Here is a 23,817-nt window from a genome sequence, read left to right on the forward strand (position 1 = left end):
CATGCCCTATAATTCTCGGGACGCGCCGGGGCTTTCTGGCGCCGCTGTTCCCGCAAGGCCGCACGACGTGCGGCGCGGGTGACGAATCTCTTTGAACCCCCGAAAGGCCCCTGCCGTATGGATATCGTGCTCCTCGTTGTCGCCGCCGGACTTCTCATCTTCATGTTCGTATCGTCGAACCGCCGCCGCAAGAAGATGCAGGCAGACGAGCAGGAGCGCCAGCGTCAGATGGTGCCGGGCACCCGCGTGATGACGCGCAGCGGCCTGTACGGCACGCTCGTCGAGTTCGACGCCGACGACCTCACGCGCCCCGCCGTCATCGAGATCGCGCCGGGCGTCGACATCGAGGTGCACGCGCAGACGATCACGCTCGACCAGAACTCGTACCACGTCGCCGAGGAGGCCGAGGACGAGCAGGTCGACGAGTACGAGGACGAGGTCAACGAGGTTCACGAGACGGCGCTCGACGAGAAGAAGGACGAGGATGTCGAGGTGACGATCACGGACGAGGACGTGTACGGCGGCCTGCTCGACACCGACGACTCGCGCGACAAGAAGCGCGACGACACCCCCGGCGACTCGAAGAACAACTAACGGTGGGCGCCGGAGGCGCCGCCGCATAACCTTCCACAGCGACTGACGTAAGGCAAACCCGTCGTGGCGACAAGTACTCCCACGCGCCGTGCATGGCGCACACTCATCGGCCTCCTGGGCATCACGCTCGTCCTCTTCGGGGCGAACGCGCTCGGTGTGCATGTTTTCAAGGAGGGCACCTGGGTGCCCGAGCTGGCTCTCGACCTGCAGGGAGGCACGCAGATCACCATGCGCGCCGAGACCGAGGGCGACGTCGAGCCGAGCGCTGATCAGCTGCAGCAGGCGGTGGAGATCATCCGTCAGCGCGTCGACGCCTCCGGCGTCTCCGAGGCGCAGATTACGACGCAGGGATCCGACAACATCGTCGTCGCCCTGCCCGGCAACCCAGATCAGGCCCAGCGCGACCGCATCGAGTCGAGCGCTCAGATGCAGCTGCGTCCCGTGCTGTACACCACGGTGCCCGCGACGAGCTTCGTCGGGGAGGACGGCGAGTCCACGCCATACCCGACGCCGGACGCCTCCATGAACGCGACGCCGACGGCCTCGCCGACGAACGCCAGCGACGTGAACTGGCTGACGGAAAAGCTCATGGCCGAGGTCTCCACGTACAACTGCAGCGACGAGTCGAACGACGCGGCACACGCTCCCAGCGACCAGCCGCTCGTCACCTGCGACACCGAGGGGCGCTCCTACGTCCTCGGGCCCGTCGAGATCAACGGCTCGGAGATCTCCGACGCCTCGTCCGGAGTGAATCCGCAGAACGGCCAGTGGGTCGTCAACATCGAGTTCTCCTCGCGGGCCATCGACGGCGAAGAGCAGAGCGGCGCCGAGAAGTTCACCGCGATCAGCGAGCGCCTCGTCAACCTGACGGGCTTCCAGAACCAGTTCGCCTTCGTGCTCGACGGTCAGGTCATCTCTGCCCCCGGCATGAACGACGTGATCACGGGCGGCAGCGCCCAGATCTCGGGCAACTTCACGGACGCGACGGCCAAGACGCTCGCCGATCAGCTGCGCTTCGGCGCGCTGCCGATGAGCTTCGAGGTGGTCTCGAGCGACACCATCTCGGCGACGCTCGGTTCGCAGCAGCTCATGGTCGGCCTCGTGTCGGGTCTCATCGGTCTCGCCCTCGTCGCCGCCTGGGTGCTGCTCGTCAGCTACCGCGCGCTCGGCTTCGTGATCATCGCGTCGCTGGCCGTGATGGCGATTCTGACCTATATCGCGCTCTGCCTCCTTTCCTGGCGCATCGACTACCGTCTCTCGCTCGCCGGCGTCGCCGGTCTGATCGTGACGATCGGCTTCACCGCCGACTCGTTCATCGTGTACTTCGAGCGCATTCGAGACGAGCTGCGCGACGGAAAGACGCCGTTCGCGGCCGTGGAGGACGGCTGGGCGCGAGCCAAGCGCACGATCTTCAGCGCGAAGTCCATCAACGTGCTGGCCGCCGTGGTGCTCTACATCATGGCCGACGCGACGGTGAAGGGCTTCGCCTTCACGCTGGGGCTTACGACCCTGATCGACATCCTGATCTTCGTCGTGTTCACGCATCCCGTCATGCAGCTGCTCGTGCGCACGCCGTTCTTCGGCGGTGGGCACAAGCTCTCGGGTCTCGACCCGAACGCGCTGGGCGCCGTCTACGCCGCGCGCGCGAGCTTCCGGACGCCGTCCGCGGCGAAGGGGCGCGAGCGCCGTTCGCGGGGCGAGGCGGCGAAGCGGCAGACGATCGCCGAACGCAAGCTCGCCCAGGAGAACCAGCTCGCCTCGCGCGATACCAACACCACGAACGGGGAGGGTGACGCCTGATGCGCTCGATGAACGATCTCGGCAACGATCTCTACACCGGCAAGACCTCCATCCCCTTCGTCGCGAAGCGGAAGCTGTGGTTCATCATCGCGATCGCGCTCGTCGTGATCTCGATCGTCGCGCCCTTCCTCCGCGGCGTGCCGCTGTCGATCGAGTTCACCGGCGGATCCAAATTCACCGTCTCGGCGCCGGAGTCGCTCGACCAGAGCATCGCCACCGAGGCCGTGCACGGCGTCGCGGGTGACGCGGAGGCGACCGTCACGGTCATCGGCGAGAAGGACATTCAGGTCCAGACCTCGACGCTGACGAACGACCAGACGCGCGACATCACGGCTGCCCTCGCGGACGCCTATGGCGTATCCGACGACGAGGTCACGGAGTCGTTCATCGGCCCGACCTGGGGCGCGGACGTCACGAAGAAGGCGCTCTGGAGCCTCGGGATCTTCCTCGCGCTCACCTTCCTCGTGCTCGCCATCTACTTCCGCACGTGGAAGATGTCCGTCGCGGCCATCATCGGCCTCGTCGACGTGCTGATCGTGACGATCGGCATCTACTCGCTCGCGGGCTTCCAGATCTCGCCGTCCGCCGTGATCGGATTCTTGACGATCCTCGCGTACTCCCTCTACGACACGACCGTCGTGTTCGACAAGGTGCGCGAGAACACGGATGAGGAAGTCGGCGACCGCACCTTTGGCGAGTCGGTCAACCTCGGTGTGAACCAGACGCTCATCCGATCGATCAACACGTCGGTCGTCGCCGCGCTCCCCGTAGCAGCGATCCTGTTCATCGGTGTGTTCGGAATGGGCGCCGAAACCCTCAGCGACATCTCGCTGTCGATCTTCATCGGCATCATCGTCGCGACCTACTCGACGCTGTTCGTCTCGGCGCCGCTGTACTCGTGGATGCGCGAGCGGGAACCGAAGATCGCCCAGGCCGATGCCCGCGTGCGCGCCGCGCGGTCGGAGGCGGTCTGATCCTCGTCCTAAGATGAGGGGATGAACGCGCGCTCGGGCCCGACGGGAGACATTGATGGCTGATCCACTGTCGACCTCGTCGGGCCCGAGTCTGCGTTGGCTCGTGCCTCGGATCTTCACGAGGGCGAAGCCGAACGCGTCGGTGCGCAAGCTCATCGACACGGTGCGTTACAACCACCCGCGCGGCGACCTGGCCATCATCGAGAAGGCCTACCGCATCGCCGAGGAGAAGCACCGCGACCAGAAGCGGCAGAGCGGTGAGCCGTACATCACGCATCCGCTCGCGGTCGCCCAGATCGTCGCCGAGCTCGGCCTCGCGCCGCGCGCCGTCGCTGCGGCGCTGTTGCACGACACGGTCGAAGACACGGGGTATCCGCTCGACGAACTCACGGCGGAGTTCGGCGACGAGGTGGCTCTCCTCGTCGACGGCGTGACCAAGCTCGACAAGGTGAAGTACGGCGAGAGCGCGCAGGCCGAGACCGTGCGCAAGATGATCGTCGCGATGTCGAAGGACGTCCGAGTTCTCGTCATCAAGCTCGCCGACCGCCTGCACAACGCGCGGACCTGGGGCTTCGTCCCGCCCGAGAAGGCGAAGAAGAAGGCCACCGAGACCCTCGAAATCTACGCCCCGCTTGCGCACCGCCTCGGCATCCAGGCGATCAAGAGCGAGCTCGAGGATCTGTCGTTCGCCGCGATGTATCCGAAGATTTACAACGAGATCGACAGCCTGGTCAAGCAGCGCACCCCGCAGCGCGAGAAGTACGTGCAGAAGGTCATCGACGAGGTCGGCAAGGACCTCACCGACCTCAAGATCCGCGGCACGGTCTCGGGCCGCCCGAAGCAACTGTACTCGGTTTACCAAAAGATGGTCGTTCGCGGACGCGAGTTCGACGACATCTACGACCTCATCGGCATTCGCGTCATCGTGCCGAGCGTGCGCGATTGCTACGCCGTGCTCGGGGCGATCCACGCGCGGTGGACGCCGCTTCCCGGTCGCTTCAAGGACTACATCGCGACGCCGAAGTTCAACCTCTACCGCTCCCTCCACACGACCGTGATCGGACCCGGCGGCCGCACCGTCGAGATCCAGATCCGCACGGTGGAGATGCACCACCAGGCCGAGTACGGCGTCGCGGCGCACTGGATGTACAAGGAACGGATGGCGCAGACGGGCGGCAAGCCCGACCCGCGCGCCGCCGATGCCGACATGGCGTGGATCGCGCGCATCTCGGACTGGCAGGCGGAGACGAAGGATCCGGGGGAGTTCCTCGACTCCCTCCGGTATGAGATCGGTGCGAAGGAGGTCTACGTCTTCACGCCGAAGGGCCGCGTCGTGGGCCTGCCGAAGGGCGCGACCCCGGTCGATTTCGCCTTCGCGGTGCACACCGAGATCGGCTACCGCACCATGGGCGCGAAGGTCAACGGACGCCTCGTGCCGCTCGAGACCGAGCTCGCCTCGGGCGACGTGGTCGAGGTGTTCACCTCGAAGAACCCCGACGCCGGGCCCAGCCAGGACTGGCTGAGCTTCGTCAAGAGCACTCGAGCCCGCAACAAGATCCGCGCCTGGTTCACGAAGGAGCGCCGCGAAGAGGCGATCGAACAGGGCAAGGAATCGATCGCGCGCGCCATGCGACGGCACAACATGTCGTTCGCACGCCTCAAGGAGGCGCTCCCGGAGGTCGCCGCGCAGCTTCGCTACGACGACATCTCCGCGCTCTACGCCGCCGTCGGCGAGGGGCACGTCTCGTCGCAGTCGGTGCTGGAGAAGGTGCAGTCGGCGCTCAACGAGGTCGATGACAACACCGGCTCGGTCGCGCTCACCGGCGGTCCCCGACACCGACCGCGCACCGGCGAATCCGGCATTCTCGTGCGCGGCGCCGACGACATCCTCGTGAAGCTCGCGAAGTGCTGCACCCCCGTGCCCGGCGACGAGATCGTCGGCTTCGTCACCCGCGGCAGCGGTGTGAGCGTGCACCGGGCAGACTGCACCAACGTGAAGTCGCTCCGCGAAGACCCGGATCGCCTCATCGACGTCGCGTGGGCGCCCACGACCAAGGCCGTGTTCCTCGTGCACATCCAGGTGGAGGCGCTCGACCGCGGCGGCCTGCTGAGCGACATCACGCGCGTGCTCAGTGAGCACCACGTCAACATCCTCTCGGCCTCGGTCCAGACGACGCGCAAGCAGCTCGCGATCAGCCGCTACGTGTTCGAGATGGGAGACACGGTGCACCTCGACCGCGTGCTCAACGCCGTGCGCCGCATCGAGGGCGTTTACGACGTGTACCGCGTGACCTCCTCGTGAACCATCGCGGCGACCATCCGCGTGTAGCGTAGCCGCCGGCCGGCGGCGAGCCACACGAGGATCCGCTCGCGAAGCTCCGCGCGCGCCAGGAACCACGCGAGGGCGCGGGCGATCTCGTCGCGCGGATCAGCGAGATGCACGCGCGCGAGATCGTAGAAGGTGCGCTCGAGGCTCGTGACGTTCGTGCCTCCGAGCACGACCAGGTCGGTGCGCGGAATGGGCCAGCTCCGGATCGTCACGCCCGCGCGCCAGACGCGCCGCTTCGGCGCGCCCTCGACGAGCTGCGCATGGTAGGTGAGCGGCTCGCGGGGCAGCGCGCCGTGGATCCAGGCCGCCGTCGTGAAGACCGCCGCGTGACCCGGGGGCAGCCAGCCGGCCGCGGACTCGGCGCGCACGATCTCGTTTGTCGGCATCGCGATCGATGCGCACGCGTCGCGGGTCGCTGGGCGCAGCTCGCCGTCGAGCAGCGCCGCGGAGATCTCGGCGGCCGAGAGGGCCGTGGATCCGGGGAACGCATGAGGGGCCATGGCGCGATCATCTCGCGCCACGGCCCCTCATGTCACCGGGTGTGGATAACTTCAGGCGCCGATCGCCCGCAGCCAGGCGGTGCGGGCGTCGATGGCCTCCTGGGCCTCCTTCGCCGCCTTCTCATCTCCCGCGGCACGCGCCTCGGCGAGATCCTTCTCGAATCCGGCGATCGACTCGCGCAGCTGCGACTCCATGTCGTTGGCGCGCGCCTTCGTCTCGGGGTTGTTGCGCTTCCAGTCGACGTCCTCGCGGTCCTTCAGGGCGAGCTCGATCTTGCGCATGCGGCCGTCGAGGTCGCGCTCGACCTCGCGCGGGAACACGCGACCCGTCTCGTCCCAGCGGCGCTGGATGTCGGTGAGCGTCTGGCGAGCAGCCTTGAGATCGGCGATATCGGCAACCTTCGCGGCCTCGGCGAGGAGCGCCTCTCGCGCCTCGATGCGCGGCTTCGACTCCTCCTGCTCGGCAAGGTCGCGCTCATGGCGCGCACCGTAGAGCACGTCACCCGCGGCCTTGAACCGAGCCCACAGGGCGTCATCGGCCTTGCGGCCCGCGCGACCGGAGCGCTTCCACTCGTCGAGCAGGTTGCGGTAGGCGGGGATCCCGTCCTCGCCCTGCGAGGAGAGGGCCTCGGCGCGCTCGATGAGGCGGGTCTTCGTCTGCTTGGCGGCCTTGTGTACGTCGTCCAGCTCGGCGAAGAAGGCGCGGCGCGCGCGCTCGACCGTCGAGCGGGCGTCGCGGAAGCGCTTCCAGAGCGCCTGCGCGGTGTTCTTCGGGAGGCGCGGACCGTTCTTCTGGTGCTCCTGCCACTGGTCGAAGAGGCCGCTGAGCTCGGCGGTCGTCTGCTTCCACTGCACCTGCTGCGGGTCGCGGGCCGCGAGAGCCTCGACCTTCTCGACGATGGCCTCGCGCTCGGCGATTGCCGCGTCCACGGCCGCGCGCTGGGCGGCGGCCTCCTGCGACGCGGCCTCCGCGAGTGCATCGACCATGCTGACGAGGCGCTCTTCCAGGCCCTTCAGGTCGCCCACCGCGGCGGCGCCGACGACCTCGCTCTTCAGCTGGGCGGCCTGGCTGCGCAGGGCGGAGGCCGATGCGCCGCCCGCCTGGTGACGCTGTTCGATGGCAACGACCTTGAACGCCAGCTCATCGAACTTGCGCACGTAGTACTGCAGGGCCTCTTCGTGCGTGCCGTCGGGGTACTCGCCGACGACGCGCCAGTCGTCGCCCTCGCGGACGGACACGACGCCGTTCTCGTCGACGCGGCCCCATTCGCTGGCGCCCGGCGTCGCAGGGACGGCGGGAGTAGCCGGAACGGCGGTGTCGGCCGCGGGGGCCGTCGGCGCGGCAGGCTTCGCGCGCTTTGCGAAGGCCGCGGGGGAGGGCACAGAACCGGGCTTCGGTGCGTCGGTGCTGGTGTTGTCGGTGGTGTTGTCGGGAGTCGACACGGGAGGCTCCTCATCGCGGTGGTCCGCGGGAAGGGGAAAGGGACCTCCTCAGCCTATGACATCTGCGGGATTCCCGCGCGTTCGCGCGCGATAGTCTCGAGGGGATGACATCCTCCGGAGCTCTCTTCAGCGGGCAGACCCCGCTCGCGGTTCGCATGCGGCCGACGTCGCTCGGCGAGGTCGCCGGTCAGCGGCACCTGCTGGGTCCCGGCTCGCCGCTCGTCGCGCTCGCGGATCCGGAGGCCCGCAAGCCCGGGACGGTGTCGGTGATCCTCTGGGGTCCGCCCGGCACGGGCAAGACGACGCTCGCCCAGGCGATCGCCCGTAGCTCGGGCCGCCGCTTCGTGGAGCTCTCGGCCATCACCGCCGGCGTAAAGGATGTCCGCGAGGTCATGCAGCAGGCGCTCGATCAGCGCGACCTGTATGGGCAGTCGACGATTCTCTTCCTCGATGAGATCCACCGCTTCACGAAGGCGCAGCAGGACGCGCTGCTGCCCGGCGTCGAGAACGGCTGGGTGATCCTCATTGCGGCGACAACCGAGAACCCGTCGTTCTCGGTGATCTCGCCGCTGCTGTCGCGCTCGCTGCTCCTCACGCTCAAGCCGCTCACCGACGAAGATCTCGCGACGCTCGTCGAGCGCGCCGTCTCGGATCCTCGCGGGCTGAACGGATCCGTCGAACTCGAAGACGAGGCCCGCGACGCGATCGTCGCGCTGTCCTCGGGGGACGCCCGGCGCGCCCTGACGGCGCTCGAGGCCGCCGCCGGCGTCGCGGTGAGCGAGGCCGAGGAGGGGGAGACGCCGAGCGTCACCGCCGAGCAGGTCTCGCAGGCCGTCGATCGCGCGCTTCTGCGCTACGACCGCCAGGGCGACGAGCACTACGACGTGATCAGCGCATTCATCAAGTCGATCCGGGGATCCGACCCCGACGCGGCGATTCACTACCTCGCACGCATGATCGAGGCGGGGGAGGATCCCCGCTTCATCGCGCGCCGGCTGATGGTGCACGCCGCCGAGGACATCGGCATGGCGGATCCGCGCGCGCTCCAGATCGCGGTGGCGGCCGCGGACACGGTCCAGCTCATCGGGATGCCGGAGGCGAGGATCCCGCTCGCCGAGGCGACGATCTACCTCGCGACGGCCCCGAAGTCGGGGGCCGTCATCAACGCGATCGACTCGGCACTCGCCGATGTGAGGGCCGGGCGGATCGGCGTCGTGCCGCTGCACCTCCGCGACGCGCACTACGCGGGGGCGAAGCGCCTCGGGCACGGGAAGGGCTACCTGTTCCCGCACAACGATCCGCGCGGCGTGGTCACCCAGCAGTACCTTCCGGATGCGCTCCGCGGGACGCGATACTACGAGCCGACGTCGCACGGGGCGGAGCGCGAGGTGTCCGAGCGGCTCGAGAAGATCCGCCGCATCGTCGGAGACTGATCTCAGGGTCCGCTCTGTTAGACTTGTGAGGCTCGAAATCCGAGCACATCCCCTTCGCGAATTCCTGCGGGTACTCCGGCGTACGCCCGCGCGTGGAAGAAGGCGGAATGTACGCCCGTGAAGCCGTCGATGGACGGCACGTGAAAGGAACCTCAATGGTTACCAAGTCCCAGGACCGCCGCAAGGTCCGTCTGTCGCGCGCGCTCGGCGTTGCGCTGACGCCCAAGGCGGCTCGCTACATGGAGAAGCGCCCGTACGGCCCCGGCCAGCACGGACGCACGAAGCGCAAGGCCGACAGCGACTACGCTGTGCGTCTGCGCGAGAAGCAGCGTCTGCGCGAGCAGTACGGCATCCGCGAGAAGCAGCTGCGTATCGCTTTCAACGAGGCGAACCGCGCCGAGGGCCTGACGGGTGAGAACCTCGTCGAGCTGCTCGAGATGCGTCTCGACGCGCTGGTGCTCCGTTCGGGCTTCGCCCGCACGACGGCGCAGGCTCGTCAGTTCGTGGTTCACCGCCACATCCTCGTCGACGGCAAGATCGTCGACCGCCCCTCCTTCCGCGTGAAGCCGGGCCAGACGATCGAGGTCAAGGCAAAGAGCGAGGGCCTCGAGCCCTTCCAGGTTGCAGCCGCCGGCGGTCACGCCGATGTCCTGCCGCCCGTCCCCTCGTACCTCGAGGTGTCGCTCGACAAGCTCCAGGCCAAGCTCGTCGCTCGCCCGAAGCGCGCTGAGGTCCCCGTGACCTGTGAAGTGCAGCTCGTCGTCGAGTACTACGCGGCTCGATAAGAGACGCGGAGTGCTCGGGCCGCGAGGCGGCCAATGAGTACTGGTATGGAAGGGGTCCCGGCGTCAGCCGGGGCCCCTTCTCTACGCGGCTCGATAAGAGGCGCGGAGTGCTCGGGCCGCGAAGCGGCCAATGAGTACTGGTATGGAAGGGGTCCCGGCGCAAGCCGGGGCCCCTTCTCTACGCGGCTCGATAAGAGGCGCGGAGTGCTCGGGCCGCGAAGCGGCCAATGAGTACTGGTATGGAAGGGGTCCCGGCGTCAGCCGGGGCCCCTTTCCGCTGTCCGGCACGTCATGGATGTCGGAGAAATCACGAAACTCGGAAGAATGGCCGGCGTGGCTCCGATTCTCGTGATTTCTCCGATTCTCGTGGCGTGTGGAGGGCGTGCGGCTACCGCGCGGTCCAGCCGAAGCGTGCCTGGAGTGCGGCCGCAACGCGGGAGAAGCGGTCGAGCTCGAGCGCGGCAGCCTCGCGGCGGAGACCGTCGTGGTGCACGCTGTAGAGCTGATCGATGTCGACCCACGATGCGCGCCCGCTCGAGTCCCAGGGCCCGGATCCAATGCCGAGCCGGTCGTCGCGGCCCGGCTTCTCCTTGCTCGTGAGTTTGACGGCGTAGACGCGATCGGCGGTGTGGCGGCCGATGATGAGCACGGGGCGGTCCTTGCCTCGGCCGTCGTTCTCGACGTATGGCACCCAGGTCCACACGATCTCACCGGCGTCGGGATGGCCGTCCTTGTGCGGCGAATACTCGAGCCGCACGTCGCGGGCGGTCGCCGGATCCACCTCGACCGTCGCGGTCCCACGGGACAGGACGTCCGTTGCGGGGGCCGCCGGACGTCGCGCCGGGGCAGTCGTTCCGGATCCGCCGCGCGGACGGGCCGAGGGACGCGTGGGGGCCGCGCCCCGCTGTCCCCGCTTCGTGCTGCCGGAGCGCAGCAGCGCGTCGAGGCCGAACTCGACGGCCTTCCAGAAGAGATTCTTCGCCATCCCCTCAGCCTATTCGGGCACCCCGCCGACGCCCCGCCACGACTCAGGTCGCAGAATCTGCTCCGCGCCCGCGAGGGAAGGGCGGATTCTGCGACCTGAGCATGACGGATCCTGGAGAATCGGACGTGCCGTCGATTGCGAAGGCGAGGTGCGGCATGTCGATGCCGCGATACGAGGTGACGAAACGTCCGCGGACCGTCATCCCGAGGCGGATCGCGACGTTCATCGAGGCGATATTGGTGTCGCGCACCTGCGCCCATACCCGAGGAGCGGCCAGTTGGGAGAATGCGTGCGCGACGCACGCCGAAGCTGACTCGGTCGCGTAGCCCCGATGCCAGAATGCGCGATTGAACAAGTATCCGACCTCGAGCACGCGGTCGCCGAGGATGTTCTGCCAGGTGAGCCCGGCCTGCCCGATCACTTCGCCGCTATCGCGCAGCTCGACCGCCCACAGTCCGAAGCCGTCGTCGCGATATCGATCGAGCTGGCGTGCAAGCCACCCATCGACCGCGGCGTCATCGAATGCGCCTTCGTAGGCCGCCATCGTCACATCGTCCTGCAGGATCCGCTTCAGTGCCGGCAGATCGCCGGCGTGCAGCTCGCGGAGCCAGAGCCGTCGGGTCTCGAGGATCGATCGCCTCGGGGCACGCGGAGAAGTCATGATGGTGACGCAGCGGCGGAGGGCAGTTCCCGGAATGCGATCGGGGTGGGCATTGCGCCATCCTATGATGCAGTGTGGCAATTGAATCGTCCCGGGAGCGAGCTCGGCGGCACATGTTGTGGGCGCTCGTTGTCGCGTGCCTCATCGGCACCGCTCTGATCTGGATCCTGTGGGTCGTTCCGGTCGCGCGCTCCGTCGACGAGGCCGAACCCGTGCCGCTCGGGCGGACGATCGCCGTGTCGGACGGCGCGCACGGCGTGTGGGTGTCGGGGCGGGCCGGAATGCTCGGCCTCGTTCAGTGCATCTCGGACGGCGAGGTCACCTCGGGGCCCTCGCTCGATTGGGAGGACACGCTCTGGTGGATGACTCCGCGGGAGGGTTTCGAGCAGACGAGGAGGGTGAGCGGCGCGACGAGTATCACCTGCGAGTCGACGCTGGAGAGCTACGAGGGCGAATACCTCGTCGCGCGGGACGTCTTCGGGTCTCGGAAGGTATGGATCGGCCGCATGGGGGAGCCCTCGGGCACCGTGCTGGCGCTCGGCGCCGTCGGCCTGCCGCTCTTCGCCGTGTTCCTGACGCCCATCCTCGTCGTGAGGGAGTTGCGCCGCGTGCGATCTCGGCGCGAATCCTCGGCCCACACGGCATAGGATGGTACGACGTCTGCTCGCGACCCATGGAGATGACATGAAGAACGTGGCCTTGTTCCTGCTCGGCATCATCGGCGGCTTCGTCGCCGCGCACTTCATGAACAAGGATCCGCGTGGTCACGAGCTGCTCGCGTCGATCGACGCCCGGATCAGCGGCTTCACGGGCGCGCTGACCGATGCCTACCACGCCGAGGTCGAGCGCGAGAGCGCGCAGTAACTTCCCCTTCGAAAAAGGACACACCCCTCATATGAAGACCGCGGAGATCGCCAACCGCTACCTCGACTTCTTCCGTTCGAAGGATCACGAAATCGTGCCGTCGGCGTCGCTCGTGAGCGACGACCCGTCGATCATGTTCACGATCGCCGGCATGGTGCCGTTCATCCCGTACCTCACGGGCGTTGTTCCCGCGCCGTTCAAGAGCGCCGCCGACCTGCAGAAGTGCATCCGCACGAACGACATCGAAGAGGTGGGGAAGACGGCCCGTCACGGCACGTTCTTCCAGATGATGGGCAACTGGTCGTTCGGCGACTACTTCAAGGAGGGGGCGATCGCATACGCGTGGGAGCTCCTGACGAAGAGCGAGACCGATGGCGGCCTCGGCTTCGACGAGAAGGATCTCTGGGTCACGGTCTACGAAGACGACGACGAGGCCGAGCAGCTGTGGCGCAAGGTGGCGGGCCTGCCGGCGAACCGGATCCAGCGGCTGGGCCGCGAAGACAACTATTGGACGACGGGCCAGCCCGGCCCCGCGGGTCCGTGCTCGGAGATCTACTTCGACCGCGGACCGAAGTACGGCCAGGACGGCGGCCCCGCGGTCGACGACAACCGGTTCCTCGAGATCTGGAACCTCGTCTTCATGCAGTACGCCATCGACAACGTGCAGAGCAAGACGCAGTTCGACATCGTCGGCGAACTGCCGCAGAAGAACATCGACACCGGCATGGGTCTCGAGCGCGTCGCCTTCCTCAAGCAGGGCGTCGAGAACATGTACGAGATCGACCAGGTCCGCCCCGTGCTCGACCGCGCGGTCGAGCTGTCCGGCCGTCGCTACGGCGCCGACCACACCGACGACGTGCGCTTCCGCGTGATCGCCGACCACGTGCGTTCGTCGCTCATGCTGCTCAGCGATGGCGTCACGCCCTCGAACGAGGGTCGCGGCTACATCCTGCGCCGCCTCATGCGACGCACGGTGCGTTCGATGCGCCTGCTGGGCGTCGAGGAGGCGACCTTCCCGGAGCTGTTCACCGCCTCGCGCGACGCGATGAAGGCGGGGTACCCCGAGCTCGAGACCGACTGGCAGCGCATCTCCAACTACGCCTTCGCGGAGGAGGAGACCTTCCTGCGCACGCTGACGGCGGGATCGACGATTCTCGACACGGCCGTCGCCAAGACGAAGTCGGAAGGATCCGACAAGCTCGCCGGCGACCAGGCGTTCCTGCTGCACGACACCTACGGTTTCCCGATCGATCTGACCCTCGAGATCGCGGAGGAGGCGGGCCTCGGCGTCGACCGCGACAGCTTCGACTCGCTCATGAAGGCGCAGCGCGAGCGCGCCAAGGAAGACTCGAAGTCGCGCAAGCGCCAGATCGCCGACCTCAGCGTGTACCGCGAGTTCCGCGCCGCGGGCGAGACGACCTTCCTCGGCTACGACGAGCTCCGTACCGAGACCCGCGTCCTCGGCCTCATTGTCGATGGCGTCCCCGCCGATCGGGCGACGACCGGTCAGGTCGTCGAGGTGATCCTTCCCGAGACGACGCTCTATGCGGAATCGGGCGGCCAGGTCGCCGACAAGGGCACCATCGTCGGCAACGGCTTCGAACTGGATGTCCTCGACGTGCAGCGCCCCGTGCCCGGCCTCGTCAGCCACACGGTGACGGTGCACTCCGGGGAGGTCGCCGTCGGCGACGCCGCGACGACCGTCGTGGACTCCGCTAACCGCCGACGCGCGCAGGCCGCGCACTCCGCGACGCACCTCGTTCACGCCGCGCTCCGCGACACCCTGGGATCGGGCGCGACCCAGGCCGGTTCGCTGAACCGCGCGGGCTACATGCGCTTCGACTTCACCTGGGGTCAGGCGCTGTCGACCGCGACGAAGACCGAGATCGAGGAGATCGCGAACAACGCCATCTCCGACAACCTCGAGGTGACGACGCGCGTCATGAGCCTCGACGAGGCGAAGGCCGCCGGCGCGATGGCGCTGTTCGGCGAGAAGTACGGCGAGACCGTCCGCATGGTCGACATCGGCGGTCCCTGGTCGCGCGAACTCTGCGGCGGCACGCACGTGGGACGCTCGAGCGAGATCGGGCTGATCTCCCTCACGGGCGAGTCGTCCGTCGGTGCGTCCAACCGTCGCGTGGAGGCGCTCGTCGGAATCGACGCCTTCCGCGAGCTGACGACCGAGCGCCGCCTGGTGAACGAGCTGACGAGCGCGCTGAAGACCCCGAAGGACAAGCTCGCCGACCGCATCGCCGAGCTTACCGCGAACCTCAAGCGCGCCGAGAAGCAGATCGCTCAGTTCGAGGCGAAGCAGCTGCAGCAGCGCGTTCCGGAGCTCGCCGCATCGGCGAAGGTCGCCGGCCGTGTCCAGCTGGTCGCCGAGTCGCTCGGCGAGGTCGGATCCGCCGATGACGTGCGCACGCTCGTCACGCAGGTGCGCGAGCGCGTCGCCTCCAAAGCCGCCGTCGTCGCGCTCGTCGGCGTGGCCGGCGGTCGCCCGATCGTCGCGGTCGCGACGACGGAGCGCGCTCGCGAGGCCGGCGCGCAGGCCGGGGCGTTCGTCAAGGTCGCCACGGGCGTGCTGGGCGGCGGTGGTGGCGGCAAGCCGGACCTCGCGCAGGGCGGCGGCCAGGATGCGTCGAAGATCGACGCGGCCCTCGACGCAATCCGGAACGCCGTCGAGGCGCTGTGAGCGGCTTCCGGCGCGGTGTGCGCCTGGGGATCGACGTGGGCAAGGCCCGTGTGGGCGTCGCCCGCGTCGATCCCGACGGCATGCTCGCGGTGCCGGTCGAGACCGTGCCCCGCGATGAATCGTCGATCGCACGCATCACGGCGATCGCCGCGGAGTACAGCCCGATCGAGGTCGTCGTCGGCCTGCCGCTGAACATGCAGGGCGGCGACACCCCCTCCACGGCCGATGCGCGCGCCTTCGCGGCGGAGCTGCACCGCGCGCTCCCCGGCACGGTGATACGCATGGTCGACGAACGCCTGAGCACCGTCACGGCGCACACGGCGCTCCGACAGTCCGGACGCTCGCAGAAGAAATCCCGCGGAATCGTCGACCAGATCGCCGCCGTGGTCTTCCTGCAACACGCGGTCGACACCGAGAAACGCACGGGCAGCGCCCCCGGTTTCGTGGTCGACGAGGAGTAATGTAGCCGAAATGACCCAGCCTGATTCCCCCGAAGGCACGGGCCTGACCCGGCGCGAGCTCCGTGAGTTGCGCGCCCGCGAGTGGGCCGAAGCAGTAGCCGCAGCGAGCGAGGAGCACCCGTTCGTCACGGGCGGCGCGGCGCCGGCCCCGGAAGCCGCGCCAGAGACGAGAACCGACCCCTTCGTGTCGGATCGCGCCACCCGATCCGATGAACCGTTCATCGGCGTTCGCCAGCAGCGCCCGGCAGAGTCCAATCGCGGCGGCCGAACCTCAGAGCCCGCACGCAGCGGCCGGACCGCCGAGCCCGATCGCGGCCAGCGGACCGCCGAGCCCGCCCAGACCGTCACGACGAGCATCGGATCCTTCGCGCCCGCCGACGAGCATTCGTCGGGCGAGCTGCGCACGCTGCTGACGACGGGAAGCCACGCCATCGGGCCGAAGAAGCGCCGCGGCGGCGCCATCGTGATCATCCTCATCATCCTCGCCCTGATCGCGGGACTCGCGTTCGGCGGCTACGCCCTCGTGCGAAGCATCGGCGGACCGGTGGCGGACTTCTTCGGCTGGAACGCCGAGCCGACCGACTACGAATCGGGGCTCGCGACGGGCGAGGCGACGATCATGATCGAGAAGGGCGACACCGGCTGGGAGGTGTCGCAGAAGCTCCACGAGGCGGGCGTCACGCTCACCGAGGGCGTGTTCTACAACATGCTCGTCGACATGCAGCAGAACCCCAACTTCGTGCCGGGTGCGTACAGCCTGCAGCAGAAGATGACGGCGGCCGCCGCGCTCGCGGCGCTGCAGGATCCGGAATCGAAGCTCCCCGGCATCGTCTACCCGGAGGGGTACACCGTCGAGCAGGTCGTGCCGATCATCGCGACGGCGCTCGAGATCTCTGAAGACGACGTGCGCGCGGCCCTGGAGAATCCCGGCGACTACGGTGTCGACGCCGACACCCTTGAGGGCTGGCTCTTCCCCACGAGCTACGACTTCACGCCGGGTACCGAGATCACCGAGGTCGTGCAGGGAATGGTCGATCGCACGCGAGAGTCGCTCGAACGAGCGGGAGTGCCCGCGGGCGACGAGGAGCGCGTGTTGACCATCGCCTCGATCATCCAGCGCGAGGCTCCCGCCGGAGAATTCGGCAAGGTGTCGGCGGTGATCGAGAACCGTCTCGACATCGACATGAAGCTGCAGATGGACTCGACGGCGCAGTACGGCTACGGCGAGATGCACTCGGGCAGCGTGTTCACCTCGGCCGAGGCGCTCGCCGACGACAACGCGTGGAACACCTACGTGCACACCGGGCTGCCCGCCGGGCCGATCTCCAACCCGGGCGACGAGGCGATCCAGGCCGCGATGCATCCCGAGGAGGGCGCTTGGCTCTACTTCGTCGCGGTCAACCTCGAGACCGGTGAGACGAAGTTCTCGGAGACCTACGAGGAGCAGCAGCAGAACGAGGCGGAACTGCACGCGTGGTGCGACGAGCATCCCGAGAACGCGGGGTGCTCGTGACGCACCTCGAGGTCTGGGGCTCGCCCATCGCGCACAGCAGGTCGCCGCAGCTCCATCTCGCGGCGTATCGCGCGCTGGGTCTGGACTGGAGCTTCGACCGCCGCGAGGTGAGCGGTGACGGCTTCGCCGCCGAGATCGCGAAGGGCGGAGTGCGGGGCCTCGCCCTGACCTACCCGCTGAAGTCGCACGCCTTCGACGCGGCCGCCCGCCGCGACCGGTGGGCCGAACTCACGGGCGTCGCGAACACCCTCTTCTTCGGCGGATCCGCCGTCTCGGGGTTCAACACCGACGTCGGCGGCCTCGCGCGGGCGCTGCGGGAGGTCGGCGCGGCGGAGGCCCGCCGCGTGCGGATCGTCGGGGCGGGTGCGACGACAACCTCGGCGATCGTGGCCCTATCGGAGCTTGCAGCAGAACACGTCGAGGTCGTGGCGCGCCGCCCCGAGGCCGCCGCGCCGCTCGTGGGGCTCGGCGAGCGCGCCGGGATCGCCGTGTCGATCGCGCCGCTCGACGCGCCCTCGGGCACCGCGGATCTCACGATCGCGACGCTGCCTGGCGGGACCGAGCTGGATCCGGCGGCCGCGGCGCGCCTCGGTGAGCTCGGCGGCACCCTGTTCGACGTCGCGTACAGCCCGTGGCCGACGTCGCTCGCGGCGGCGTGGCCGGCCGCGACGCACGACGGGCTCGCGATGCTGCTGCACCAGGCCGTGATCCAGGTGCGGATCTTCGTGAGCGGCGATCCGCGCGTCGAGCTTCCGAACGAAGAGGCCGTCGTCGCGGCCATGCGGGCGGCGCTGGCCTGATCAGCCCTTCGCGATGTCCTCGGTGATCTCCTCGTGGATCCGCCGAAGGTCCTCGAGCAGGGCGCCGATGAGGATCCAGTGGTCGCCCGTCGGCGCCGTGATCGTGTAGGGCCGCGTGAGCGCGGGGAGCGTGGTCGTCTCGGCGGGCACGGCGGCCGTGCCGGTCTGGCGCAGCGCGAGCCGCACATCGTGCGCCGCGCGGCGCAGTTGCTCGGCGATGCCGATCACGGCGGTCTCGCGCGAGACGTCATCGTCGTATCGGTCGTAGAAGGCGCGCGTCATACCGAGAACCTGCGTGACGACGGGTGAGAGGCGTTCGAGCAGCGCCCGCACCTCATCGAGCTCGCCGCGGTGCCGGCGGCTGCGCGGGTTGAGCGCGAGGGTATCGGTCGCATCGTCGAGCGCCGACTCCGCCTGCTCGCGCATCGGACGCAGCAGCCGCGCCGTCAGAAGGAGTTCCTCGCGCTGCGCCCGGGTCTGGGGCTCCTCGAGCGCCGACGCCAGGCGTTCCATGGTCGCGGCGATCTCCGCCCCGAGCACGTCGAGCTTCGCATGCGCGGGCGCGACGGCGATCGGCGGAACGAGGATGAGGTTCACGGCGAAGCCGATCAGCGCCCCGAGCGCCGTCTCGACGACGCGCATGAGCGCATAGTCGGGCGTGGCCGCGCCGAGCGCGATGACGAGCATCGCGCTGATGCCGACCTGGTTCGTCGTCGCGGGCGTCATCTTCAGGGCCCAGGAGCCGATCAGCGCGACGACGATGGCCAGCAGCACGACCCAGGGCGCGGATCCGAGAAGCAGCGCGAGAAGCGACGCGATGATGACGCCGACGAGCACCCCGATCGAACGCTCGACGCCCTTGAGTAACGACTGGTTGAGGCTCGGCTGCACGACGAGCAGGGCGGCGATCGCCGCGAAGACGGGCGGCGGTCCGGAGGGGATGAGGATCAGCGCGACGAGCCACGCGGCGAGCGTGGCGACGGCCGACTTCACGATGTGAAGCAGCGGCGAGCGCCGTTGCGCACGGATCGCGGCCATGACCTTCATGGTGTCCACGGTACGCGCCGATGCGACGGTTCACATTCGGTTCAGCTGGAGGTCACCCGCGAGGGTGGCTGTGTTCACGCGGCGCGCGCAAAGTGACGTCATGCCGGGAACCCGGCGGTGTCAGATCGACGGGAGAAACGATGTCGTCGCCTCTTGCGTGGGTGGAGTCGCCGCTGCAGGTGCTGGGCGCCGCGGAGTGGGCGCACGCGCGCGGAACGCGGGTCGATGTGGCCGGACGCCTGACGGCGCAGGTCGAGAACACCGTCAACGACGTCGCCTCGCGCGGAGCACTGTTCGGCGAGCAGGTGGGTTTCTACGGCATCCCGTGGCGCATGCTGTCGAGGCATGAGCACTGGCTGGTGGGCGATGGGTTCTCCGGGCAGTTCCGTCTCGCGGCCGCCGTGCTGCGACCGAGGCGCATCACCTTCCTCGACGACGGCCTGAACGCCGTTGCCTTCGCCGACTCGCTGACCGGCACGCGCCGATACGCGCGGCCGCGAGCCGGTCGCGAGGGCGCCGTGCTCCGCAAAGTGACTCCGCTCGCGCTCGACCTCATCCAGCTGCGCGCGGGTCGAGGGACAGTGGAGCTGTTCACGGCCTTCCCGCTCGGCGACGCGCGACTCGCGCGGGTGCACAGCCTCGGCGCGACGGTCTCGCGGCACGGCTTCGAGTGGATCCGCGGCACCCGCATCGCGCGGCCGCTCGATGCGGATCGCGTCATCCTGGGCACCGCTCGGGTCGCGGACGGCCTCCTGGATCGTTCGGACTACGTCGCATGGGTGCGCAGGCAGGCGCAGGGGAGCCCGGCCGCCTACCTGCCGCACCGGCGCGAATGCCCGCAGGCCCTCGCGGAGATCGCGCGCCTCGCAGGGGTGACGGTGGTGCACACGGGACTGCCCGTGGAACTCGTGCTCGCCGCGCAGGATCGGCCCCGCGAGATCGTCACGCTGCCGTCGAGCGCCGCCGTGACGCTGCGGCGGGTGCTCGCGGGATCCGAGTCGGTCGTGCGCGAGTACGAGCTCGACGAGCGACCGAAGCTGGCCCTGTGAGGGGGGAGACGGTCGCGGTCATTCCCGCGCGGGGCGGATCCCGGGGCGTTCCGCGCAAGAACGTCGCCCGGGTCGGCGGGATCCCGCTGGTCGCGCGCGCCGTGCGCGCCGCCCTCGATTCGGGCAGGATCGATCGCATCGTCGTGTCGACGGACGACCCGGAGATCGCGGACGCGGCGACGCACGCGGGCGCCGAGATCGTCTGGCGGCCGGCGGAGCTCTCCGGCGACCACGCGAGTTCGGAGACCGCCCTGGTGCACGCGCTCGACGCGCTCGCGGAGCGCGGTGTGCGCGTCGAGGTGCTCGCCTTCCTGCAGGCGACGAGCCCGTTCATCCCGGCCGCGGAGCTCGGGCGCGCCTGCGAGCTCGTCGCGTCGGGCGAGGCAGACAGCTGCTTCTCCGCACGGGAATCGTACGAGTTCTTCTGGACCGAACGCGACGGTCTCGCCGAGGCCCTCGGGCACGATGCGTCGCACCGGCCCCGCCGTCAGGATCGCGATCCGGCATACGTCGAGACCGGCGCCTTCTACGTCATGTCCGCCGACGGTTTCCGCCGTGCGGGGCACCGCTTCTTCGGTCGGGTGCGCGTCGTGGAGGTGCCGGAGGCGACGGCGATCGAGATCGATACGCCGGACGAGCTCGCCGCCGCGCGGGCGCTCGCGCCGCTGGTCGCCCCGCCCGAGCCGATCGACGTGCTCGCGGTCGTCACCGATTTCGACGGCGTGCACACGGACGACGGCGCGGGCGTCGACGAGTACGGCGAGGAGCACGTGCGGATCAGTCGCTCCGACGGCATGGGGGTGAGCATGCTCCGCGACGCGGGGATCCCGGTGCTGATCCTGTCGACGGAGCGCAATCCGGTCGTCTCGGCGCGCGCCCGCAAGCTCGGCGTCGCCGTCATCCAGAACTCCCGCGACAAGCGCGCCGCGCTCGAGGAGTGGGCGGCCAGCGCCGGCATCCCGCTCGAACGCATCGCGTACGTCGGCAACGACGTCAACGACATCGGGGCCCTCGAGGCGGTCGGCTGGCCGATCGTCGTGCCCGGATCCCACCCGCTCGCCGCAGCCGCGGCGCGCACCGTACTCACCCGCCCCGGCGGGCACGGCGCCGTGCGAGAACTCGCCGAGCGCGTGCTGGCTGCGCGGACCGCACCACGAGAAGGGAGACGTTCATGAGCGTCACCATTGGATCGCACCAGATCGGCGGCACCGCGCCCGCCTTCGTCATCGCCGAGATCGGGCTCAACCACAACGGCTCCGTCGAGATCGCGAAGCAACTGATCGACGTCGCGGCAGACGCCGGCGCGAATGCGGTGAAGTTCCAGAAGCGCACGCCGGAGATCTCGACGCCGGCGCACATGCGCGACGTGCAGCGCGAGACGCCGTGGGGCACGATGAGCTACCTCGAGTACCGGTACCGCGTGGAGTTCGACCGCGACCAGTACATCGAGATCGGCGACTACGCGACCTTGCGCGGGCTCGAGTGGTTCGCGTCGCCGTGGGACGTGCCGAGCGTCGACTTCCTCGAAGACCTCGGGGTGCGCGCGCACAAGGTCGCCTCGGCGAGCCTCACCGACATCGAACTCCTGGAGGCGCTGCGCGCCACTGGCAAGCCCGTCATCCTCTCCACGGGCATGTCGACGATGGAGGAGATCGACCGCGCCGTTGCCGTGCTCGGCACCGACAAGCTGGTGCTCCTACACGCCACGTCCACCTACCCGATGGAGCCGAACGAGGCGAACCTGCGCATGATCCCCGTCCTGCGCGACCGGTTCCCCGGCGTGCCCGTCGGGTACTCCGGTCACGAGCGCGGGCTCCAGATCTCGCTCGCCGCGGTCGCGATGGGCGCCGTAGCGGTGGAGCGCCACATCACCCTCGACCGGACGATGTGGGGATCCGACCACGCGGCGTCGCTCGAGCCGGGCGGCCTGTCGACGCTCGTGCGCGATATCCGCATCATCGAGGAGGCCCGCGGTGACGGCGTGAAGCGGGTCTTCCCGGGCGAGGAGGCCCCCAAGGCCAAGCTCCGCCGCGTCGGCGCGTGAGGCGTCGTCGGTGAGGATCGTCGCGGTTGCCGACACCGACTCGTACGTGAAGTGGGGCGGCGCGCTCGTCGCGGATCCGCGCGTCGACGGCGCGCTCGTCGTGCTCGACACGGAGCTCGTCGTGAGCGATGCGCAGCTGCGAGCGGCGACGGCCGGGATCGACATACCCGTCCGGCGGGCGGGCCTCGATGAACTCGCCGGGATCCTTCGGGGGTGCGACGCGGTGCTCGTCGCGGCACGGGGGCCCGTCGCGCGAGTCGTGGCCCGCACGGCGGCGCGGATCGATCCGCGGCCCGTTATCGTGACGGGCCTGCCCGGCATCTCCGTTCCTGCGACGTGGCGCGCGCTGCACTTCCGCCGCCAATGTGATCTCTTCGTGCTGCACTCGCACCGCGAGGTTCGCGAGTTCGGAGCGCTGGCGCGCGAACGCGGCATCGCGCAGTCCTTCGCGCTCGCGACGCTGCCGTTCGCGCGGCCCGTGGGCGAACGCGCGACGGCCGGCACGGATCTCGTCTTCGCCGCGCAGGCGATCGTGCCGCGCGAACGCGAGGATCGGATCCGCGTCGCGCGGCTGCTCGTCGCCGCCGCGGAGGCGGATCCGTCGCGTCGCGTCGTCGTGAAGCTGCGGGGCAGGCCGGGGGAGCACGAGACCCACAGGGAGACGGACAGCTACCCGGAACTCCTGGGCGAGAGGCCGTCGAACCTCGTGCTGTCGTACGCGCCGATGTCGGAGGCGCTCGCGACGGCCGAGGGTCTGATGACGGTCAGTTCGACCGCCGCGATCGAGGCCGCCGCGCGCGGCGTACCGGTCATCGCGCTCGATGCCTTCGGGGTCTCCGCCGAGCTCATCAACGTCGTGTTCGAGGGAAGCGGCCTGCTCGGATCCGAGGACGACGTGATCGCGCGGCGGTTCCGGCTTCCCGACCCGGGGTGGCTCGAGGACAACTACTTCCACGATCCGGACGCCGACACGTGGATCCGAATGCTCGAAGAACTCGTCGCGCGTCCCCGTCCCCGCGAGGTTCCGAGGATCTCTCGGGCGCGCGAGGCGTGGGAGCGGCACCTCGCGGTGGGCGACCGCGACCGATCGTTGCGGGCACGCTCGGTCGCGGCGGTGGGGCGTCCCGCGCGCTCGGTGGTGCGCCTCGGGCGACGGGTCAAGCACCTGCTCCGAGGCTAGAGTCGCACCTCGCGGGAGCGATCCCACGGTTCCGCCCAGCCGAGCTTCGTGAGCAGGGCGTCGACGATCCCCGCGGTGAAACCCCAGAGGAACTGGGGGCGTCCGTCGACCTCGAGGTTCCAGGCCGGCCCGCGGTTCGCACCCGCGACCCAGGTCACCCGTTTGCCCGGATCGACGAGGTCGGCGACGGGCGCGCGGAACACCGCCTGGCTCTCGGCCTCGTCGACGACCCGGAACGGTGACGGCGAGCGCCACCATCCGACCACGGGCGTGACGCGGTGCCGCGAGTGCGGAAGGGACAGTTCGGCGAGGGATCCGAGCACCTCGACGCCGTCGGTGTCGATGCCCGTCTCCTCGCGCGCCTCGCGGAGGGCGGCCGCGACGGCGTCACGGTCACCAGGGTCAACGCGGCCGCCGGGGAACGCGACCTGGCCGGGGTGGGAGCGCAGGGTCGAGGCGCGGGTCAGGAGCAGCAGGTCGAGGTCGCGAGGCACGGCGGCCGCGTGATGCTCCGCGGGGACGTCGTCGAGCACGCCGAACAGCACCAGAACGGCCGCCGGTCGGGCACCGCCCGCGGCGGTCGCGGATCCGGACAGCACGGGCCCGGGCGGGTTCCACAGGGGAGCGGAACCGGCCCGGGCCATGAGTTCGCGCAGCTGCGCG

The 23,817-nt window shown here is 69.3% G+C and carries 22 protein-coding genes; 16 read left to right on the top strand and 6 right to left on the bottom strand.

Translation table 11 applies throughout. The annotated features are described in order from the left end of the window. Positions 1 to 117 precede the first annotated feature (117 nt). The 4 genes from IEX05_RS02435 to IEX05_RS02450 all read left to right on the top strand — a co-directional run bounded on the left by IEX05_RS02435 (position 118) and on the right by IEX05_RS02450 (position 5,670). On the top strand, positions 118 to 594 hold the full coding sequence (locus IEX05_RS02435; protein ID WP_188699784.1) for a preprotein translocase subunit YajC: 477 nt from the start codon (positions 118 to 120) through the stop codon (positions 592 to 594). A 63-nt stretch (positions 595 to 657) separates the two neighbouring features. Next, positions 658 to 2,394, top strand: a complete 1,737-nt coding sequence (secD, locus tag IEX05_RS02440) for a protein translocase subunit SecD (protein WP_188699785.1) — start codon at positions 658 to 660, stop codon at positions 2,392 to 2,394. Next, positions 2,394 to 3,368, top strand: coding sequence for a protein translocase subunit SecF (gene secF / locus IEX05_RS02445; RefSeq protein WP_188699786.1), 975 nt, complete (start codon positions 2,394 to 2,396; stop codon positions 3,366 to 3,368). The genes secD and secF overlap by 1 nt, the downstream gene beginning before the upstream one ends. A 55-nt stretch (positions 3,369 to 3,423) precedes the next feature. Beyond that, positions 3,424 to 5,670, top strand: coding sequence for a RelA/SpoT family protein (locus IEX05_RS02450; RefSeq protein ID WP_188699787.1), 2,247 nt, complete (start codon positions 3,424 to 3,426; stop codon positions 5,668 to 5,670). On the opposite strand, the gene IEX05_RS02455 is transcribed toward IEX05_RS02450, so the two are convergent. Both IEX05_RS02455 and IEX05_RS02460 read right to left on the bottom strand, forming a co-directional pair. Next, positions 5,640 to 6,197 carry a hypothetical protein gene (locus IEX05_RS02455; RefSeq protein ID WP_188699788.1) on the bottom strand — a complete coding sequence of 186 codons (558 nt, stop codon included), beginning with the start codon at positions 6,195 to 6,197 and terminating at the stop codon, positions 5,640 to 5,642. The genes IEX05_RS02450 and IEX05_RS02455 overlap by 31 nt on opposite strands. 51 nt (positions 6,198 to 6,248) lie before the next feature. After that, on the bottom strand, positions 6,249 to 7,640 hold the full coding sequence (locus IEX05_RS02460; protein WP_373286276.1) for a DUF349 domain-containing protein: 1,392 nt from the start codon (positions 7,638 to 7,640) through the stop codon (positions 6,249 to 6,251). Positions 7,641 to 7,744: 104 nt separating this feature from the next. Between IEX05_RS02460 and IEX05_RS02465 the strand changes: the two genes are divergently transcribed. Beyond that, positions 7,745 to 9,073, top strand: coding sequence for a replication-associated recombination protein A (locus tag IEX05_RS02465; RefSeq protein WP_188699789.1), 1,329 nt, complete (start codon positions 7,745 to 7,747; stop codon positions 9,071 to 9,073). A 155-nt stretch (positions 9,074 to 9,228) separates the two neighbouring features. Beyond that, a complete protein-coding gene (gene rpsD / locus IEX05_RS02470; RefSeq protein ID WP_188699790.1) occupies positions 9,229 to 9,858 on the top strand; it encodes a 30S ribosomal protein S4 in 630 nt (209 codons plus the stop codon). 388 nt (positions 9,859 to 10,246) lie between these two features. Here rpsD and IEX05_RS02475 read toward each other — a convergent pair whose 3' ends face one another. Further along, positions 10,247 to 10,843 (bottom strand): type II toxin-antitoxin system PemK/MazF family toxin, encoded by a 597-nt coding sequence (locus IEX05_RS02475; protein WP_188699791.1) that lies wholly within the window; start codon positions 10,841 to 10,843, stop codon positions 10,247 to 10,249. 43 nt (positions 10,844 to 10,886) lie between these two features. Further along, on the bottom strand, positions 10,887 to 11,504 hold the full coding sequence (locus tag IEX05_RS02480; RefSeq protein WP_188699792.1) for a GNAT family N-acetyltransferase: 618 nt from the start codon (positions 11,502 to 11,504) through the stop codon (positions 10,887 to 10,889). Positions 11,505 to 11,617: 113 nt separating this feature from the next. On the opposite strand from IEX05_RS02480, the gene IEX05_RS02485 reads away from it, so the two are divergent. Genes IEX05_RS02485 through IEX05_RS02510 form a run of 6 tightly spaced genes read left to right on the top strand, consistent with a single transcriptional unit; the run spans position 11,618 to position 17,834 of the window. Beyond that, positions 11,618 to 12,151, top strand: coding sequence for a hypothetical protein (locus IEX05_RS02485; RefSeq protein WP_188699793.1), 534 nt, complete (start codon positions 11,618 to 11,620; stop codon positions 12,149 to 12,151). Positions 12,152 to 12,188: 37 nt separating this feature from the next. Further along, positions 12,189 to 12,368: a hypothetical protein gene (locus IEX05_RS02490; RefSeq protein ID WP_188699794.1), complete on the top strand. Its 180-nt coding sequence runs from the start codon at positions 12,189 to 12,191 to the stop codon at positions 12,366 to 12,368. Positions 12,369 to 12,399: 31 nt separating this feature from the next. Beyond that, positions 12,400 to 15,060, top strand: a complete 2,661-nt coding sequence (gene alaS / locus IEX05_RS02495) for an alanine--tRNA ligase (RefSeq protein WP_188699795.1) — start codon at positions 12,400 to 12,402, stop codon at positions 15,058 to 15,060. Then, positions 15,057 to 15,521, top strand: a complete 465-nt coding sequence (ruvX, locus tag IEX05_RS02500; RefSeq protein ID WP_188699796.1) for a Holliday junction resolvase RuvX — start codon at positions 15,057 to 15,059, stop codon at positions 15,519 to 15,521. Before alaS ends, ruvX begins: the two co-directional genes overlap by 4 nt. 10 nt (positions 15,522 to 15,531) lie before the next feature. Then, positions 15,532 to 17,034 carry an endolytic transglycosylase MltG gene (gene mltG / locus IEX05_RS02505; protein WP_188699797.1) on the top strand — a complete coding sequence of 501 codons (1,503 nt, stop codon included), beginning with the start codon at positions 15,532 to 15,534 and terminating at the stop codon, positions 17,032 to 17,034. After that, the gene (locus IEX05_RS02510) at positions 17,031 to 17,834 is read left to right on the top strand and encodes a shikimate dehydrogenase family protein (protein WP_188699798.1); all 804 of its coding nucleotides are present in this window, start codon (positions 17,031 to 17,033) and stop codon (positions 17,832 to 17,834) included. Before mltG ends, IEX05_RS02510 begins: the two co-directional genes overlap by 4 nt. Here the strand turns inward: IEX05_RS02510 and IEX05_RS02515 are convergent, their stop codons facing one another. Further along, positions 17,835 to 18,881 carry an FUSC family protein gene (locus IEX05_RS02515; protein WP_188699799.1) on the bottom strand — a complete coding sequence of 349 codons (1,047 nt, stop codon included), beginning with the start codon at positions 18,879 to 18,881 and terminating at the stop codon, positions 17,835 to 17,837. Positions 18,882 to 19,021: 140 nt separating this feature from the next. On the opposite strand from IEX05_RS02515, the gene IEX05_RS15175 reads away from it, so the two are divergent. From IEX05_RS15175 to IEX05_RS02530, 4 genes are read left to right on the top strand one after another with little or no spacing between them, the layout of a single operon-like run. Beyond that, a complete protein-coding gene (locus IEX05_RS15175) occupies positions 19,022 to 19,930 on the top strand; it encodes a hypothetical protein (protein WP_229661075.1) in 909 nt (302 codons plus the stop codon). Beyond that, positions 19,927 to 21,105 carry an acylneuraminate cytidylyltransferase gene (locus tag IEX05_RS02520; protein ID WP_229661076.1) on the top strand — a complete coding sequence of 393 codons (1,179 nt, stop codon included), beginning with the start codon at positions 19,927 to 19,929 and terminating at the stop codon, positions 21,103 to 21,105. Before IEX05_RS15175 ends, IEX05_RS02520 begins: the two co-directional genes overlap by 4 nt. Continuing rightward, complete coding sequence (locus tag IEX05_RS02525) at positions 21,102 to 21,974, top strand: N-acetylneuraminate synthase family protein (protein ID WP_188699801.1); 873 nt, start codon at positions 21,102 to 21,104, stop codon at positions 21,972 to 21,974. Before IEX05_RS02520 ends, IEX05_RS02525 begins: the two co-directional genes overlap by 4 nt. Positions 21,975 to 21,984: 10 nt before the next feature. Next, entirely contained in the window at positions 21,985 to 23,154 is a 1,170-nt protein-coding gene (locus IEX05_RS02530; protein ID WP_188699802.1) for a DUF6716 putative glycosyltransferase, read from the top strand. Here IEX05_RS02530 and IEX05_RS02535 read toward each other — a convergent pair. After that, complete coding sequence (locus tag IEX05_RS02535; protein WP_188699878.1) at positions 23,151 to 23,798, bottom strand: NUDIX hydrolase; 648 nt, start codon at positions 23,796 to 23,798, stop codon at positions 23,151 to 23,153. The genes IEX05_RS02530 and IEX05_RS02535 overlap by 4 nt on opposite strands. Positions 23,799 to 23,817: the final 19 nt, after the last annotated feature.

Origin of the sequence: Microbacterium nanhaiense (assembly GCF_014646015.1) — a bacterium.
In the GTDB taxonomy this organism is placed as follows: domain Bacteria; phylum Actinomycetota; class Actinomycetes; order Actinomycetales; family Microbacteriaceae; genus Microbacterium; species Microbacterium nanhaiense.

Bases quoted from the DNA above. Each gene is read 5' to 3' on its own strand.
- IEX05_RS02435 (WP_188699784.1), top strand. From the start codon at position 118: ATGGATATCGTGCTCCTCGTTGTCGCCGCCGGACTTCTCATCTTCATG.
- secF (WP_188699786.1), top strand. From the start codon at position 2,394: ATGCGCTCGATGAACGATCTCGGCAACGATCTCTACACCGGCAAGACC.
- IEX05_RS02450 (WP_188699787.1), top strand. From the start codon at position 3,424: ATGGCTGATCCACTGTCGACCTCGTCGGGCCCGAGTCTGCGTTGGCTC.
- IEX05_RS02455 (WP_188699788.1), bottom strand. From the start codon at position 6,197: ATGGCCCCTCATGCGTTCCCCGGATCCACGGCCCTCTCGGCCGCCGAG.
- IEX05_RS02465 (WP_188699789.1), top strand. From the start codon at position 7,745: ATGACATCCTCCGGAGCTCTCTTCAGCGGGCAGACCCCGCTCGCGGTT.
- rpsD (WP_188699790.1), top strand. From the start codon at position 9,229: ATGGTTACCAAGTCCCAGGACCGCCGCAAGGTCCGTCTGTCGCGCGCG.
- IEX05_RS02475 (WP_188699791.1), bottom strand. From the start codon at position 10,843: ATGGCGAAGAATCTCTTCTGGAAGGCCGTCGAGTTCGGCCTCGACGCG.
- IEX05_RS02480 (WP_188699792.1), bottom strand. From the start codon at position 11,504: ATGACTTCTCCGCGTGCCCCGAGGCGATCGATCCTCGAGACCCGACGG.
- IEX05_RS02485 (WP_188699793.1), top strand. From the start codon at position 11,618: ATGTTGTGGGCGCTCGTTGTCGCGTGCCTCATCGGCACCGCTCTGATC.
- IEX05_RS02490 (WP_188699794.1), top strand. From the start codon at position 12,189: ATGAAGAACGTGGCCTTGTTCCTGCTCGGCATCATCGGCGGCTTCGTC.
- alaS (WP_188699795.1), top strand. From the start codon at position 12,400: ATGAAGACCGCGGAGATCGCCAACCGCTACCTCGACTTCTTCCGTTCG.
- mltG (WP_188699797.1), top strand. From the start codon at position 15,532: ATGACCCAGCCTGATTCCCCCGAAGGCACGGGCCTGACCCGGCGCGAG.
- IEX05_RS02515 (WP_188699799.1), bottom strand. From the start codon at position 18,881: ATGAAGGTCATGGCCGCGATCCGTGCGCAACGGCGCTCGCCGCTGCTT.
- IEX05_RS15175 (WP_229661075.1), top strand. From the start codon at position 19,022: ATGTCGTCGCCTCTTGCGTGGGTGGAGTCGCCGCTGCAGGTGCTGGGC.
- IEX05_RS02525 (WP_188699801.1), top strand. From the start codon at position 21,102: ATGAGCGTCACCATTGGATCGCACCAGATCGGCGGCACCGCGCCCGCC.
- IEX05_RS02535 (WP_188699878.1), bottom strand. From the start codon at position 23,798: ATGGCCCGGGCCGGTTCCGCTCCCCTGTGGAACCCGCCCGGGCCCGTG.